Origin of the sequence: Streptomyces sp. 7N604, assembly GCF_052245475.1 — a bacterium.
In the GTDB taxonomy this organism is placed as follows: Bacteria; Actinomycetota; Actinomycetes; order Streptomycetales; family Streptomycetaceae; genus Streptomyces.
In genome coordinates this window covers 103344-118303 of the sequence record NZ_JBQQBX010000026.1, presented here as the reverse complement: position 1 = coordinate 118303, position 14960 = coordinate 103344, and the positions used below count along the sequence as shown (strand labels likewise).

General features: G+C 69.4%; 13 protein-coding genes. 5 read left to right on the top strand and 8 right to left on the bottom strand.

All coding sequences use genetic code 11. The features are described from left to right. Positions 1–45: 45 nt before the first annotated feature. Positions 46–906, bottom strand: coding sequence for a hypothetical protein (locus tag ACTWP8_RS27125; RefSeq protein ID WP_443324723.1), 861 nt, complete (start codon positions 904–906; stop codon positions 46–48). 368 nt (positions 907–1274) lie between these two features. Here ACTWP8_RS27125 and ACTWP8_RS27120 point away from each other — a divergent pair, with 368 nt between their 5' ends. Beyond that, a complete protein-coding gene (locus ACTWP8_RS27120; RefSeq protein WP_443324722.1) occupies positions 1275–2147 on the top strand; it encodes an oxidoreductase in 873 nt (290 codons plus the stop codon). 72 nt (positions 2148–2219) lie between these two features. On the opposite strand, the gene dnaB is transcribed toward ACTWP8_RS27120, so the two are convergent. Continuing rightward, positions 2220–3695, bottom strand: a complete 1476-nt coding sequence (gene dnaB, locus ACTWP8_RS27115) for a replicative DNA helicase (protein WP_443324750.1) — start codon at positions 3693–3695, stop codon at positions 2220–2222. Between the two features lie 519 nt (positions 3696–4214). On the opposite strand from dnaB, the gene ACTWP8_RS27110 reads away from it, so the two are divergent. Then, complete coding sequence (locus ACTWP8_RS27110) at positions 4215–5555, top strand: MATE family efflux transporter (RefSeq protein ID WP_443324721.1); 1341 nt, start codon at positions 4215–4217, stop codon at positions 5553–5555. 162 nt (positions 5556–5717) lie between these two features. Here the strand turns inward: ACTWP8_RS27110 and rplI are convergent, their stop codons facing one another. From rplI to rpsF, 4 genes are all read right to left on the bottom strand, one after another. After that, positions 5718–6164 (bottom strand): 50S ribosomal protein L9, encoded by a 447-nt coding sequence (gene rplI / locus ACTWP8_RS27105; RefSeq protein WP_443316117.1) that lies wholly within the window; start codon positions 6162–6164, stop codon positions 5718–5720. A gap of 17 nt (positions 6165–6181) precedes the next feature. Beyond that, positions 6182–6418: a 30S ribosomal protein S18 gene (gene rpsR / locus ACTWP8_RS27100; RefSeq protein ID WP_055472526.1), complete on the bottom strand. Its 237-nt coding sequence runs from the start codon at positions 6416–6418 to the stop codon at positions 6182–6184. A gap of 63 nt (positions 6419–6481) precedes the next feature. After that, positions 6482–7066 carry a single-stranded DNA-binding protein gene (locus ACTWP8_RS27095; protein ID WP_443316118.1) on the bottom strand — a complete coding sequence of 195 codons (585 nt, stop codon included), beginning with the start codon at positions 7064–7066 and terminating at the stop codon, positions 6482–6484. A 71-nt stretch (positions 7067–7137) separates the two neighbouring features. Continuing rightward, complete coding sequence (gene rpsF / locus ACTWP8_RS27090; protein ID WP_443316119.1) at positions 7138–7428, bottom strand: 30S ribosomal protein S6; 291 nt, start codon at positions 7426–7428, stop codon at positions 7138–7140. 265 nt (positions 7429–7693) lie between these two features. On the opposite strand from rpsF, the gene ACTWP8_RS27085 reads away from it, so the two are divergent. The 3 genes from ACTWP8_RS27085 (at position 7694) to ACTWP8_RS27075 (ending at position 10529) form a co-directional block, all read left to right on the top strand. Then, a complete protein-coding gene (locus ACTWP8_RS27085) occupies positions 7694–8023 on the top strand; it encodes a hypothetical protein (protein WP_443316120.1) in 330 nt (109 codons plus the stop codon). A gap of 246 nt (positions 8024–8269) precedes the next feature. Beyond that, on the top strand, positions 8270–9388 hold the full coding sequence (locus tag ACTWP8_RS27080; protein WP_443324720.1) for a lipid II:glycine glycyltransferase FemX: 1119 nt from the start codon (positions 8270–8272) through the stop codon (positions 9386–9388). A 109-nt stretch (positions 9389–9497) separates the two neighbouring features. Beyond that, complete coding sequence (locus tag ACTWP8_RS27075; RefSeq protein WP_443324719.1) at positions 9498–10529, top strand: alanine racemase; 1032 nt, start codon at positions 9498–9500, stop codon at positions 10527–10529. 51 nt (positions 10530–10580) lie between these two features. Here the strand turns inward: ACTWP8_RS27075 and ACTWP8_RS27070 are convergent, their stop codons facing one another. Both ACTWP8_RS27070 and ACTWP8_RS27065 read right to left on the bottom strand, forming a co-directional pair. Further along, entirely contained in the window at positions 10581–12056 is a 1476-nt protein-coding gene (locus ACTWP8_RS27070; protein WP_443324718.1) for a glycosyltransferase family 87 protein, read from the bottom strand. Between the two features lie 100 nt (positions 12057–12156). Then, complete coding sequence (locus ACTWP8_RS27065; RefSeq protein WP_443324717.1) at positions 12157–14766, bottom strand: transglycosylase domain-containing protein; 2610 nt, start codon at positions 14764–14766, stop codon at positions 12157–12159. Positions 14767–14960 lie beyond the last annotated feature (194 nt).

Genomic DNA, 14960 nt, shown 5'->3' with positions numbered 1-14960 from the left:
TTCCGCCCCCGCGCGGCAGGTCCAATGGCGGGGGAACGGCCTGCCCTAGCCCGGGAATTCGAGAATTTCGGAGGATCGGTCGCGCGTCGGCGTCGTGCTCGCCGCGCGGATCGCGCCGGCCGCGAGGCCGAAGCGCGGGGCGCCGGACGGGGAGGCGGCGTGCGCGTCCCCGCCACGGGGGCCGCTGCCGTCTCCGGCGTGCTGGTACGCCGAACCGCTCGGGGCGGGGGGCGTGGGAAGCTGCGCCGGGAGCTGCTTCCGGTGCTCGTCCGCACCACCGGGCTGCTCCTGCTCCGCCGAGCCCGCGCAGTCGTGCGACGAGGCGGCGGACGCGTCGCCCAGGTCGGTACGGCTGCCCGCGGTGACGGCTCCGGCGACGCCGTCGCTGCCGGACGCCAGCCCACCGGGAAGGCTGGGCCGACCGGTGCCCGGCAGCTGCTGGTCGCCGCCCTGGAGGCCCTCGGGCAGCTCCACGGGAAGACCGGCGGCGTCCGTGGTGTCCTCGACGAGGTCACGTACGGGGTGGGCGAGCTGCTCCGTCCGGTCGGTGATCGGCCGGACCGTCTCGGCGACGGCGTCCTTCATGGCCTGCCGCTGCTCGGCGGACGGGTCCTCGTCCTTGTCCGCGTCCGCGTCCGTGTTCGCGTCCGTGTTCGCGTCGTCCGCGTGACGGCGCTCGTCGGCCCGGGCCTCCGACGCGGAGAAGTGCTCCCTGGCCTGCTGCCGCATCTCGGCGGCGGGCTCGAGAAGCTGCCCGGCACTCGACGAGCCGTCGGACTCGGACTCCGCGGCGTGCGCACTGCCGCCGAAGAGGATGGCCAGCCCCATCAGGCCCCCGAGGAAGAGGACCACGAGCAGCGCACGCCGAGCCATCGCCGTGCGCGGCAGGCGCACAGCTGCAGGCATGGCGAACGAAGCAAACAAGAGGGGGGCCTTTCCGTACGGAATCACACACTCGCTCCGGGTGACGGAAGGATCTTTGCACGATCGGCGGGGGTCGGCGCAAGTCGCAAGTTACCGATGGGTAGCCATGTCCGTTATTGGTAGGCGAGTTGAGGCTTCCCGGCTTGTTACTGACCTGCCATCAGAACCCGAAATCCTGGGGGCGGTGATGCTGACACAGTGCGGCAGTGCGACGGCCAGGTGTCGGCTTTCATGCCGACCGGTTATGCATGCATGTAGGGAACCTGCCGGCCGACCGCCCACGACGCTGGATCACACGGCAGCCCGGCACGCGGTGGTGCCGTACGGTCCAGCCCGATGGGAGTCCTGAAGTGAGCACGGAACGCACGGAAGACACGGAACAAGCGGAACGCACGGAACAGCGGGTCTGGTTGATCACGGGTGCGTCGTCCGGTTTCGGCCGCGCCCTGGCCGAAGCGGCGCTGGCGGCGGGCGACACGGTCGTCGTGACGGCCCGCAGGGCCGAGCCTCTCGTCGACCTCGCCACTGCACACCCCGGGCGGGTGGAGGCCCTCGCCCTGGACGTCACGGACGCGGCGCGCATCTCCGCCGTCGTCGAGGAGGTCGTCCGCCGGTACGGGCGGGTGGATGTGCTGGTCAACAACGCCGGGCGCGGACACGTCGGCGCGGTCGAGGAAACCACCGACAGCGAACTGCGCTCACTCATGGAGGTGCACCTCTTCGGCCCCGCCGCACTGACCCGGGCGGTCCTTCCGCACATGCGGCAGCAGCGCTCGGGAGCCATCGTCCAGATGAGCAGCATGGGCGGTCAGTACTCCTTCGCCGGGGTCGGCGCCTACTCGGCGACCAAGTTCGCCCTGGAGGGTCTGTCCGAGGCCCTGGCCCAGGAGGTCGAGCCCTTCGGGATCAGGGTGCTGATCGTCGAACCAGGCTCCTTCCGGACCAGTTTCGCCGGCAGCGCGCTGACCGAATCCGCGGCCCTGGCGGCGTACGACGACATCGTCGGCCGGGTCCGTACGACCCTCTCCGCCTCGCACGGCACACAGCCCGGGGACCCCGCCAAAGCCGCGGCGGCCATCCTCACCGCCCTGAACGCGGAGCAGCCACCCCTGCGGCTCCCCCTCGGCAACGACGCTGTCGACGCGCTCAAGGCCCACGCCGACCGCGTACGCGACGAGCTCCTCACGTGGGAACCGGTCAGCCGCGGCACCGACTTCGCCTGAGCCCGACCGGAACCGGCCGGCGGCGGACGAGCGGCGGAGGAGCCCCGGAGGACCACCGGAGATGCCGCGGCCTCAGGTCTGGGCCATGTCCACGAAGCGGGAGTAGTGGCCCTGGAAGGCCACGGTGATCGTCGCGGTCGGGCCGTTGCGGTGCTTCGCCACGATCAGGTCCGCCTCGCCCGCGCGCGGGGACTCCTTCTCGTACGCGTCCTCCCGGTGCAGCAGGATCACCATGTCGGCGTCCTGCTCGATGGAACCCGACTCGCGCAGGTCCGACACCATCGGCTTCTTGTCCGTCCGCTGCTCAGGACCACGGTTCAGCTGCGACAGCGCGATGACCGGGACCTCGAGCTCCTTGGCGAGCAACTTGAGGTTACGGGACATGTCCGAGACCTCCTGCTGACGGCTCTCGGGCCGCCGGGAGTTGCCGGACTGCATGAGCTGGAGGTAGTCGATGACCACCAGCTGCAGATCGTTGCGCTGCTTCAGGCGGCGGCACTTGGCGCGGATCTCCATCATCGACAGGTTCGGCGAATCGTCGATGTAGAGCGGCGCGGCGGACACGTCCGGCATACGGCGGGCGAGCCGCGTCCAGTCCTCGTCGGTCATGCTGCCGGACCGCATGTGGTGCAGCGCCACGCGCGCTTCGGCGGACAGCAGCCGCATCGCGATCTCGTTGCGCCCCATTTCGAGCGAGAAGATCACGCTGGGCAGATTGCTCTTGATCGAGCAGGACCGGGCGAAGTCCAGGGCCAGGGTCGACTTGCCCATCGCGGGGCGGGCCGCGATGACGATCATCTGGCCCGGATGCAGCCCGTTCGTCAGCGAATCGAGGTCGGTGAAGCCCGTCGGTACGCCCGACATCTGGCCGCTGCGCGAACCGATGGCCTCGATCTCGTCGAGCGCGCCCTCCATGATCTCGCCGAGCGGGAGGTAGTCCTCGCTGGTCCGCTGCTCGGTGACCGCGTAGATCTCGGCCTGCGCGCTGTTGACGATCTCGTCGACGTCGCCGTCCGCCGCGTACCCCATCTGCGTGATGCGGGTGCCCGCCTCGACGAGCCGGCGCAGCACCGCCCGCTCGTGGACGATCTCCGCGTAGTACTCGGCGTTGGCGGCCGTCGGGACCGACTGGACCAGCGTGTGCAGATACGAGGCGCCGCCGACGCGCCCGATCTCGCCCTGCTTGGTGAGCTCGGCGGCGACGGTGATCGGGTCGGCGGGCTCGCCCTTGGCATAGAGGTCGAGGATCGCCTGATAGATGGTCTCGTGCGCCGGGCGGTAGAAGTCATGGCCCTTGAGGACCTCCACCACATCGGCGATGGCGTCCTTGGAGAGCAGCATGCCGCCGAGCACCGACTGCTCGGCGTCGAGGTCCTGCGGCGGCACCCGCTCGAAGCCTGACGCGCCGCCTGCGCCGCCCCCCGACCAGCCGTCCGGGCCGCGGTCGTGGCGGTCGCCGAACCGGCCCCGCTCGTCGCCGCCGCGGCGGGACCGGGACGCGGGGAGGCGGTCGCTCGGACCGGCGTCCGCCGCCCAGGGGTCCTCCATCTCCTGCTGGCTCACCCCTGCACCTCCTCCCGTCCGCGACGCGGGCCCTTCCGGACCCGGCGCACACCCGGCTCGCCGTGCCCTCTTTCTTACGGCACGCCTCTGACAAACAAGGCAGCCCGGCTCCGGTTACGGCACGTCAACTCAAGAGGTCCGGGCAGGCCCCGGAAGGCACGATGAGGCCAGAACGGGAGGCGGGCGCCGCACCACGGTAGGGCGGGCCGCACCGTCAGCCAAGATGGTTATCCACAGGCCATGTGGACGAGGCAGCACATCCTGTGGAGAAGCTCACCGAACCTGTGCACGGCTCGGGGGACGACGCTGTGGACAAACACACAATCACCTCGTGCCGACGGCTCTGATCTGCGGTTTTCCCGTCCACCGGCTGTGCAGAAGAAAAACTTCCCCAAGCGATTCAAGATCGCGACAAACGACACACACAAGATCATCACAAGCTGTGCGAAGTAAGGAGCAGAATGCTGTTGTGTCGCTTACCTGTGGAAGATTACATTGGAGCCCATGACCCAGGCTCCCGCGACCGAGAAGCGCAGCGCCCGCCGCCACGATCGCGAGATCATCTCCCTCGCCCTGCCCGCCTTCGGGGCCCTCGTCGCGGAGCCGCTCTTCGTCATGGTCGACAGCGCCATCGTCGGCCACCTCGGCACCCCCCAGCTGGCCGGCCTCGGCATCGCCGCCGCCCTACTGCTGACTTCCGTCAACGTCTTTGTCTTCCTCGCCTACGCCACCACGGCGGCAGTCGCGCGCCGCGTCGGCGCGGGCGACCTCCGGGCCGCGATCCGGCAGGGCATGGACGGGATCTGGCTCGCCCTCCTGCTCGGCGCCGCCCTCGTCGCCGCGGCCCTGCCCACCGCCCCGGCCCTCGTCGATCTCTTCGGCGCCTCCGGCACCGCGGCGCCGTACGCCGTGACGTATCTGCGCATCAGCGCCCTCGGCATACCGGCGATGCTCGTGGTCCTCGCCGCCACCGGTGTGCTGCGCGGACTGCAGGACACCCGCACCCCGCTGTACGTCGCCATCGGCGGATTCACCGCGAACGCCGCCCTCAACGCCGGTCTCGTCTACGGCGCCGGGCTCGGCATCGCCGGTTCCGCCTGGGGCACGGTCATCGCCCAGTGCGCCATGGCCGCGGCCTACCTCACCGTCGTCGTGCGCGGCGCCAGGCGCCACGGCGCCTCGCTGCGCCCCGACGCCGCCGGCATCCGGGCCTGCGCCCAGGCCGGAGCTCCGCTCCTGATCCGTACGCTCTCGCTGCGCGCCATCCTGATGATCGCCACCGCGGTCGCGGCCCGACTCGGCGACGCCGATGTGGCCGCCCACCAGGTCATCCTCACCCTCTGGTCGCTGCTGGCCTTCGCGCTGGACGCCATCGCCATCGCAGGACAGGCCATCATCGGACGCTACCTGGGCGCCGAGGACGTGGCGGGCGCCAGGGCCGCCTGCCGCCGCATGGTGCAGTGGGGCATCTGGGCGGGCGTCGTCCTGGGCCTGCTGGTGGCGGTCTCCCGGCCGCTGATCCTGCCCATCTTCACCAGCGACCCCGCAGTGCACGATCTGCTGCTCCCCGCGCTGCTGGTCGTCGCGGTCACCCAGCCCGTGTCCGGCGTGGTGTTCGTCCTCGACGGCGTGCTCATGGGCGCGGGCGACGGCCCGTACCTCGCGTGGGCGATGCTCGTGACACTGGCCGGGTTCGCCCCGCTGGCGCTCGCCGTACCGAGCTTGGGCGGAGGTCTCACGGTCCTGTGGTGGGTGATGGGCCTGATGATGGTCATCCGCCTCCTCACCCTCGCCGCCCGCACCCGCTCGGGCCGCTGGCTCGTCCCAGGCGCAGTCCGCGCCTGAGGCGGAGACGACGGGGGGAGTCTTACGCCCACTCCGCACGTCCGGAGGGCGCCCAGCTCTCTCCCGCCTCGAGCACGCCCAGCTCCTCACGCCCGGAGGGCCGCACCCCCATTGGGGGTGCGGCCCTCCGGCTCGCTCTACCGCTCTGCCGAGCGCAGCGGATTACGCCGCGACGACCTCGACGCCGACCTTGGCGGCGACGTCGGCGTGCAGGCGCACGGACACCTGGTGCGAGCCCAGGGTCTTGATCGGCGTGCCGACCTCGATGCGGCGCTTGTCCACCTCGGGACCGCCCGCGGCCTTGATCGCCGAGGCGATGTCGGCCGGCGTGACGGAGCCGAAGAGGCGGCCGGCGTCACCCGAGCGGGTGGCCAGGCGGACCTTCACGGCCTCGAGCCGGGCCTTGACCTCGTTGGCCTGCTCGATGGTGGCGATCTCGCGGATCTTGCGACCGCGGCGGATCTGCTCGACGTCCTTCTCGCCACCCCTGGTCCAGCGGATCGCGAAACCGCGCGGGATCAGGTAGTTGCGAGCGTAGCCGTCCTTGACGTCCACGACGTCGCCCGCGGTGCCGAGGCCGGAGACCTCGTTGGTGAGGATGATCTTCATGATTCGGTCATCCTCCCTTAGCGAACCGTCGAGGTGTAAGGCAGCAGCGCCATCTCACGGCTGTTCTTCACGGCCGTGGCGACGTCACGCTGGTGCTGGGTGCAGTTGCCGGTGACCCGGCGGGCACGGATCTTGCCGCGGTCGGAAATGAACTTCCGCAGCAGGTTCGTGTCCTTGTAGTCGACGTAGGAGATCTTCTCCTTGCAGAACACGCAAACCTTCTTCTTGGGCTTGCGAGCAGGCGGCTTCGCCATTGTCTCTCTCCAGTGTGATCAAGAAGTTTGTGCTGGTCGCCCTCACTGGACCGCGGGCGCGGTCTAGAAGGGCGGCTCGTCCGAGTAGCCGCCGCCGGAGCCGCCGGAGCCGCCGCCCCAGCCACCGCCGCCGCCCTGCTGGCCGCCGGCCGGTGCACTGGTCGCCCAGGGGTCGTCGGCGGGAGCCCCGCCGCCCTGCTGACCGCCGCCGGGGCCACCGCCCCAGCCGCCGCCACCCTGGCCGCCACCGCCACCGCCGCCGAATCCGCCCTGCCCGCCCCGGCCGGTGGTCTTCGTGACCTTGGCCGTGGCGTTGCGCAGGCTGGCGCCGACCTCGTCGACATCGAGCTCGTAGACCGTGCGCTTGACGCCCTCGCGGTCCTCGTACGACCGCTGCTTGAGGCGGCCCTGCACGATCACACGGGTGCCCCGGGTAAGGGACTCGGCGACGTTCTCCGCCGCCTGGCGCCACACCGAGCACGTGAGGAAGAGGCTCTCGCCGTCCTTCCACTCGTTGGTCTGGCGGTCGAAGGTGCGGGGAGTGGACGCGACGCGGAACTTCGCGACCGCCGCACCGGACGGGGTGAAGCGCAGCTCGGGGTCGTCGACGAGATTGCCGACGACCGTGATGACGGTCTCGCCTGCCATGGGTGAACCTCTCGGCGGGTGTGCTGCTGGCTGCTTGCTACTCGAACCCGACTCGTGCTGAGCGCTCGGGCTCAGCGGGTGTCGGGGCGGAGGACCTTGGTCCGGAGGACCGACTCGTTCAGGTTCATCTGACGGTCGAGCTCCTTGACGACCGCAGGCTCGGCCTGCAGGTCGATGACCGAGTAGATGCCCTCGGGCTTCTTGTTGATCTCGTACGAGAGACGACGACGGCCCCAGGTGTCGACCTTCTCCACCTTGCCGTTGCCCTCGCGGACGACGGACAGGAAGTTCTCGATCAGCGGGGAGACAGCGCGCTCCTCGAGATCGGGGTCGAGGATGACCATCACCTCGTAGTGACGCATGTGGAACCCACCTCCTCTGGACTCAGCGGCCACGGTCTTTCCGTGGCAGGAGGGTCGTGATGCGTAGCAACGGTATCGGCTGCCACTGACAGCGCGGTCCTTCCCGCGTGGGGGACCGTCGCCGACCTGGGCAGACACCGGTGCAGACCGTACAGAGTACCTGCACCGAGCCTTCCGGTTGAAATCCGGCCTCCGATGGCCGCAATCTGTACACATCGGGTGTGTGCGGCGCTACAGTGCGCCGCCCTTCGCCAGGAGGTGCCCTATGGCGCAGCCAGTTCGTCAACACCACGGCCCACTCTCCGCCCTGACGTCCGTTCTGAACAGTGATGGCAAGCCCCACCCCGTCGAGAACAGCATCGTCGTGGCGACGCTGGTGCTCGGGGCGGTCGCGTTCATCACCGCCCAGTTCGACAACCTCCACCTGATCAGTTCCTGGACCGGTCTGGTCGGGGTCGTCTCCGGCGCATGGGGCCAGATGATCTCGGCAACCACGGGTGAGCGCTTCCTCCTGATCATCGGCCTCGGCGCGGCCGCGGTCGGCTTCTACTTGGGCATGGCCCACGGCGGTCTCTTCGGCAGCGTGCTCGGATAGCGGGTCGACCGGGTCGGCCGGGTCGGCCGGGTCGACCAGGCCCGGCGGGCAAGGCAGGCCGGCCGGGCCAAGCGGGCTCCAGGCAGGACCCGGGTCGGGTCGCCCCGGGGGACGGGACAGCGCCCGTGCTGGGCGACGTCCACCGGAGCAGCCGTCCCCCGGAGGCCGCAGTCCTTGGCGCAGTAGGCTTCCCGGCGAGAGCCGGAGCCCCGACCCTGGGGACACACCTGCCGAGGAGCGCCCCGCATGAGCCTGACCCTGAGGACCATCAGCCGAGAGCAGCATCTGGCGTACATCCAGAGCCTGCCCGCGGCGAGCCACATGCAGGTTCCGGCATGGGCGGACGTCAAGGCGGAGTGGCGCTCGGAAAGCCTCGGCTGGTTCGACAACTCCGACAAGCTCGTCGGTGCCGGCCTCGTCCTCTACCGTCAGCTGCCCAAGATCAAGCGGTATCTGGCGTATCTCCCCGAAGGCCCGGTCATCAACTGGTTCTCGCCGAACCTCGAGGACTGGCTCCAGCCGATGCTGACGCACCTCAAGCAGCAGGGTGCCTTCTCCGTGAAGATGGGCCCGCCGGTGGTCATCCGGCGGTGGGACGCCGCAGCGGTCAAGTCGGGTATCCAGAGCCCGGATGTGAAGCGACTGCGCGATGTGGAGGCCACTTTCATCGAGCCGCGCGCCTTCGAGGTCGCCGACCGGCTGCGTCGGATGGGCTGGCAGCAGGGCGAGGACGGCGGCGCCGGCTTCGGCGACGTGCAACCCCGGTACGTTTTCCAGGTGCCTCTGGAGAATCGCTCCCTCGAGGACGTCCACAAGAGCTTCAACCAGCTGTGGCGCCGCAACATCAAGAAGGCGGAGAAGGCGGGCGTCGAGGTCGTCCAGGGCGGCTACGACGACCTCCCCGAATGGCAGCGGCTGTACGAGATCACCGCCGAGCGCGACCATTTCCGGCCACGCCCCCTCGGCTACTTCCAGCGCATGTGGAAGGCCCTCAACGCCGAGGACCCCAACCGGATGCGGCTCTACTTCGCCACGCACGAGGGCGAGGCCGTCGCCGCCGCCACCATGCTGATCGTGGGCGGCCACGTCTGGTACTCCTACGGCGCCTCCGCCAACCACAAGCGCGAGGTCCGGCCCTCGAACGCGATGCAGTGGCGCATGCTGCGCGACGCCTACGCGCTCGGCGCCACCGTCTACGACCTGCGCGGCATCAGCGACTCCCTCGACGAGACGGATCATCTCTTCGGTCTGATTCAGTTCAAGGTCGGCACCGGCGGACAGGCGGCCGAATACCTTGGTGAGTGGGATTTCCCGCTCAACAAGCTGCTGCACAAGGCGCTCGACATCTACATGTCCCGCCGCTGACCCCACTGCCGGCACCCGCGGCTCCTCCGCCGCCGGCGTCCCCGGCCCCCACGTTCTCTGCTTCATACCTCCTATACACCGCAGACACGAGAGAGGTTCCGAACCGGCCATGGCGCTCACCCTCTACGTCGACACCGCACGCTGGCGGGCGCATCAGCAGAAGGTGATCCAGCAGTTCCCCGGGCTCGTCCCGGTCTGCAAGGGCAACGGCTACGGCTTCGGCCACGAGCGCCTGGCCGAGGAGGTCAGCCGGTTCGGCTCCGACATCATCGCGGTCGGGACCACGTACGAAGCCGCCCGGATGAAGGACTACTTCAGCGGCGACGTGCTCGTCCTCACACCCTTCCGGCGCGGCGAGGAGCCCGTCCCGCTGCCGGACCGCGTCATCCGCTCGGTGTGCTCCGTCGAAGGCGTCCACGGCCTGGTCGGGGCGCGCGTCGTCATCGAGGTCATGAGCAGCATGAAGCGGCACGGCGTGAGCGAGCAGGACCTGCCGATGCTGCACGCGGCCATCGAGGACGTACGGCTCGAAGGCTTCGCCATCCACCTGCCGCTGGACCGCACCGACGGCTCCGACGCGGTCGAAGAGGTCATCACCTGGATGGACCGCCTCCGCGCCGCCCGCCTGCCGCTGCACACCATGTTCGTCAGCCACCTCAGGGCCGATGAACTCGCCCGCCTCCAGCAGCAGTTCCCGCAGACCCGCTTCCGGGCCCGGATCGGCACCCGCCTCTGGCTCGGCGACCACGAAGCCACCGAGTACCGCGGCGCCGTCCTGGACGTCACGCGCGTCGTGAAGGGGGACCGGTTCGGCTACCGCCAGCAGAAGGCGGCCGCCGACGGCTACCTGGTTGTCGTGGCCGGCGGCACGTCCCACGGCGTCGGCCTGGAAGCCCCGAAGGCCCTGCACGGCGTGATGCCCCGCGCCAAGGGCGTGGCCCGCGCCGGCCTCGCGACGGTCAACCGCAACCTCTCGCCCTTCGTCTGGGCGGGCAAGCAGCGCTGGTTCGCTGAGCCCCCGCACATGCAGGTCTCCCTCCTGTTCGTGCCGGTCGACGCCGCGGAACCGAAGGTGGGCGAGGAGCTGGTGGCCCACCTGAGGCATACCACGACGCAGGTCGACCGGGTGGTCGACCGCTGACCTCAGCTGACGTCAGGGACCTGAGAGTCTTGAGAGACCTGAGGGAACCCCCTACGCCGAGCCGCCCCGCTGCGCGACGCCCCACTCCACGTACGTGCCCTCGTAGTGCGCCGCGTGCCGGGCCTGCCGGTGGTGGCCGAGGACGAAGACGTCGGGCGACCCGTCCAGCACGCCGCCCGACGGGTCGTCCGAGCCGTCGCGCCGCACGGGGTCCCGCTCCGGCAGCAGGGCGTCCCGCACCACCACGGCGCAGAGGTACAGCGTCCCCAGCAGGTGCGCCAGGATCGCGAGCTGGTAGCCCTCGGGTGGCAGGCCATGGTGTTTGTCACCGCTCGAGGTGTACGCGAGGTACATCCAGATGCCGGTGAAGTACGCGACCTCGCAGGCCTGCCAGATCAGGAAGTCGCGCCACCGCGGCCGCGCCAGCGCCGCGAGCGGGATCAGCCACAGCACGTACTGCGGCGAGTAGACCTTGTTGACGAGGATGAAGACCGCGACGACCAGGAAGGCCAGCTGGGCGAAGCGCGGGCGGCGCGGGGCGTAGAGCGCGAGAGCTCCGATACCGGCGCACAGCAGCAGGGTGAGCGCCGTGGCCCACGCGTTCGCGCTGTCGAGCGGGTTCCCGGTGCGCTGCGAGATGATGAGCCAGAACGAGCCGAAGTCGACCGGTCGCTCCTGGCTGAAGGTGTAGAACTTCTTCCACCCCTCCGGCGCCAGCGCCATCACCGGCACGTTCACGACCAGCCACGCGGCGACCGCCCCGCCCGCGGCCGCGCCCCACTCACGCCAGCGCCCGGCCCGCAGGCACAGCACGAGCAGCGGTCCCAGCAGCAGCACCGGATAGAGCTTGGCGGCCGTCGCCAGGCCGATCAGGACGCCCGCGACGAGCGGCCGGCTGCGCGACCACATCAGCATCGCGGCGGCGGTGAGGGCGACCGCGAGCAGGTCCCAGTTGATGGTGGCGGTGAGCGCGAAGGCGGGCGCGAGGGCGACGAGCAGCGCGTCCCACGGGCGCCTGCGGTGCGTACGGGCCACGAAGACGGCGATCGCGGCGGTGCACATCATGAGCATGCCCGCGTTGACCAGCCAGTAGATCTGCTCACGGTCCTGGATGGCGCCGCCGTGCGGGGTCAGCCAGGAGGCGGCTTCCATGAAGAGGCCGGTGAGGACGGGGTACTCCAGGTACTCCATGTCCCCGGGGAGCCGGTCGAAGTAAGGGACCCGGCCGTCGGCGAAGCCGCGCGCGCTGTAGAGATGCGGGATGTCGGAGTAGCACGCGTGCGTGTACTGGCTGCCGGCGCCGAAGAACCAGCCGCCGTTGTAGCAGGGCAGCTTCTGCACCATGCCCAGCGCGAACATCACGATCGCCACGAGCGCGATGATCCGCACCGGCGTCCACCAGCCGGCGCCGAGCAGCGCGCGACGGCCGGCCGGCCCGCCGATCAGCTCACTCCCGGCCGCGGCCACATCGTCTTCGGCAGTGGGCCGTACGGGCTCCGGGCGCCGGTCCTCGTGCACGCTCGTCATGGGCCACATACTGCCGCACGTGCCCGGACGACTTCAGCCCCCGCCCGGTCGGACCGGGCGGGGGCTGTGTCGTACGACGGGCGTCACAGGAGGTGGACGGTCACTCCTCGCGGCTGGTCGGGCCGCCGAAGAGCCCGCCGTTCCCATTGCCTCCGTTGCCGTTCCCGCCGCCCGGCTCTGACGGGGAGCTCGACGCCGTACTACCGCCATCGGAGCCGGTAGTCGTGCCGCCGTCGCTGGTACCCCCGTCGGTCTGGCACTGCGGGTCGAAGACACCACAGGTGTCCGAGGGGCTCGGCGAGGTGGACGGCTTGCCGCCCCCGGGCGTCCTGGACGGCGTCACGGAGGGGGTCGCCGAAGGGCTCTGGGACGGGGCGGTCGGCGTCGGGGACGGGGCACCGTCCTGGTCGACCTTGTCACCGATGGGCTCCGCCGCGGGGAAGGGCTTGTCCGGCTGGCCCTTGAGCGCTGCCCTCATGTAGTCGGTCCAGATCTCGGTGGGAATGGCACCACCGTGAATGGAGTCGAAGCCACCGGTGCCGTTCATGGAGAGCAGCTTCTTGCTCTCAGGATCGGTACGGAACATGGCGATCGAGGTCGACAGCTGCTTGGTGTAACCCACGAACCACGCCGACTTGTTCTCGTCGGTGGTACCGGTCTTGCCGGCAGCGAAGCGGTTCAGCGCCCTCGCCTTCTGCGCGGTGCCGTTCTTGATGACGTTCTGCAGGACCTTGGTCACATTGTTCGCGACATTGTTGTCCAGGGCCTGCTTGGACTTGGGCGGCTCGAAGCCCTTCAGCTCCTGCCCCTCCTTCTCCACCTTGGTGACCGAGTACGGCTCGACGTGAACGCCGGAGGTGGCGAAGGTGCCGTACGAGTCGGCCATGCGGATGGCGCTCGGCGTCGAGGTGCCCAGGGAGTAGGACACGTTCAGCCGGTCCATGGTCTCCTCGAGGATGCCGGTGCCCATGGCGATCTCTTTCACATTGCCCAGACCGACATCGACGCCCAGCTGCGCGAAGGGCGAGTTGATGGACTGCTCCATCGCCTTTTCGAGAGTGATGTAGCCCCAGCGCTTGTCACCCTCGTTCTTCTGGCGGAAGGGCTCTCCGCCAGGCCCGGGGATGGGCTGCCCGTTGCGGTCCTTGATGACCACCTTGTCATTGCCGTTGTACTTGCTCTGCGGCGAGATTCCCTCACCGTCGCTCTTGTACGTGCCGTACTTCATCGCCGCGGCCAGGACGTACGGCTTCCAGGTCGAGCCGACCGGGACGCCGGAGGTGTCCGCGTTGTTGTTGAAGTGATTCTGGTCGTATCCCTCGCCACCGTAGAGCGCGACGATCTTGCCGCTCCTCGGATCGACGGACGCTCCACCGAACTGGACGAACTTGTCCTTTTCACGCTTCTTCGAGTCGAGGTACACCTTGCGGGACGCGTTGACGGACGTCTCGAGCGCCTTGGTCTTCGTCTTGTCGAAGGTCGTGTGGATCTGGTAGCCGCCCTTGGACAGGTCGTCCGCATTGAGATCGGTCTGCTTGATGACGTACTTCTGCGCCGTCTCGACGAGATAACCGGTCTGTCCCGACAGGCCCTTGGCCAGGTTCGGGTCGATCGTCTTCGGGAACTTCGTGTACTTGGCCCGCTCGGCAGCGCTCATCTTGCCGATCTTCACTTCGCGGTCCAGCGTCCACGACCAACGGTCCGTGGCCCGCTGGAGATTCAGTTCCTTGGTGGCATTGTCACCGATGCCACCTGCCGGGTCGTAGAGATTCGGACCGTTCAGGACCGCCGACAGAAAGGCGCTCTCACTGGGGTTCAGCCTGTCGCAGTTCTTGCCGAAGTACGCCTGGGCCGCAGCCTGGATGCCGTAGGCGCCCCGACCGTAATAGGCGGTGTTGAGGTAACCCGCGAGAATGTCGTCCTTCTCCTCGGTCGCACCCACCTTGATCGAGATGAACAGCTCCTTGACCTTGCGCGTCAGGGTCTGCTCCTGGCTCAGCATGGCGTTCTTGACGTACTGCTGAGTGATGGTCGATCCGCTCTGGGTGTCGCCGCCGCGGGCCATGTTGAAGACGGCACGGGCGATACCCTTGGGGTCGACGCCCGAGTCATCCTCGAATGTCTCGTTTTCTGCCGCTATCACAGCGCTCTGCATCGACACGGGGATCTCGGTGATCGGCACGATCTGCCGGTTCACGTCACCGCCGGTCGCCGTGATCCGCGTGCCGTCGCTCCAGTAGTAGACGTTGCTCTCCGCCTTGGCCGCCTCGTTGACGTTGGGCTTCGACACCAGCGCCAGTGCGACGCCGGCCAACGCCACCATCACTCCGAAGAAGCAGATACCCGCCCCCAGGACCTGCTTGAACGACGGCACCCAGCGTCGCAGCCCGAACTTCCCCGCGCGCGGGTAGTCGATGAAGCGCCTCTGCTGCGGATCGCGGGCGGCCGCGCGGCGCCCTGCTGCCCGGCCGCCGCCTTCGTGACTGGGGACCGCACGGCGGCGGCCGCCGCCACCGGCCGCTCGCTGAGAGGCACGACGGGCCTCTGCGCGGCCGCCGTAGGACTCCTCGCCCATCGGTCCCGCGGAGGACCGGTTGGCGGTGCGCTGGGGCGCGGCTCGGCGGCCGTACGGCGGCTGTTGCGCTCCGCGCCGGGCCGCAGCGCGTCCACCACCCTGGGACTGTGGTGGCTTGCGACGGTGCTCGCTCATGGAACAGCTACTCCTCGGGCAGGCGGTATCGCCTGAAAGCGACAGATGACTTCCGGTCCCCCCGGCATACGGACCCACACGTTCCGGTGGGTGGCCGCACTGCACCAGGGACGAGGACGCTCCGCGGTGTTCCGTGGTTCCCGGTGGCCTTCATGGCGGACAGACTACGCATGGTCAAAACCCACTGGGCACGC

Bases quoted from the DNA above. Each gene is read 5' to 3' on its own strand.
- ACTWP8_RS27125 (WP_443324723.1), bottom strand. From the start codon at position 906: ATGCCTGCAGCTGTGCGCCTGCCGCGCACGGCGATGGCTCGGCGTGCG.
- rpsF (WP_443316119.1), bottom strand. From the start codon at position 7,428: ATGCGTCACTACGAGGTGATGGTCATCCTCGACCCCGATCTCGAGGAG.
- ACTWP8_RS27070 (WP_443324718.1), bottom strand. From the start codon at position 12,056: ATGACGAGCGTGCACGAGGACCGGCGCCCGGAGCCCGTACGGCCCACT.
- rpsR (WP_055472526.1), bottom strand. From the start codon at position 6,418: ATGGCGAAGCCGCCTGCTCGCAAGCCCAAGAAGAAGGTTTGCGTGTTC.
- rplI (WP_443316117.1), bottom strand. From the start codon at position 6,164: ATGAAGATCATCCTCACCAACGAGGTCTCCGGCCTCGGCACCGCGGGC.
- ACTWP8_RS27085 (WP_443316120.1), top strand. From the start codon at position 7,694: ATGGCGCAGCCAGTTCGTCAACACCACGGCCCACTCTCCGCCCTGACG.
- ACTWP8_RS27065 (WP_443324717.1), bottom strand. From the start codon at position 14,766: ATGAGCGAGCACCGTCGCAAGCCACCACAGTCCCAGGGTGGTGGACGC.
- ACTWP8_RS27080 (WP_443324720.1), top strand. From the start codon at position 8,270: ATGAGCCTGACCCTGAGGACCATCAGCCGAGAGCAGCATCTGGCGTAC.
- ACTWP8_RS27095 (WP_443316118.1), bottom strand. From the start codon at position 7,066: ATGGCAGGCGAGACCGTCATCACGGTCGTCGGCAATCTCGTCGACGAC.
- ACTWP8_RS27075 (WP_443324719.1), top strand. From the start codon at position 9,498: ATGGCGCTCACCCTCTACGTCGACACCGCACGCTGGCGGGCGCATCAG.
- dnaB (WP_443324750.1), bottom strand. From the start codon at position 3,695: ATGGAGGACCCCTGGGCGGCGGACGCCGGTCCGAGCGACCGCCTCCCC.
- ACTWP8_RS27110 (WP_443324721.1), top strand. From the start codon at position 4,215: ATGACCCAGGCTCCCGCGACCGAGAAGCGCAGCGCCCGCCGCCACGAT.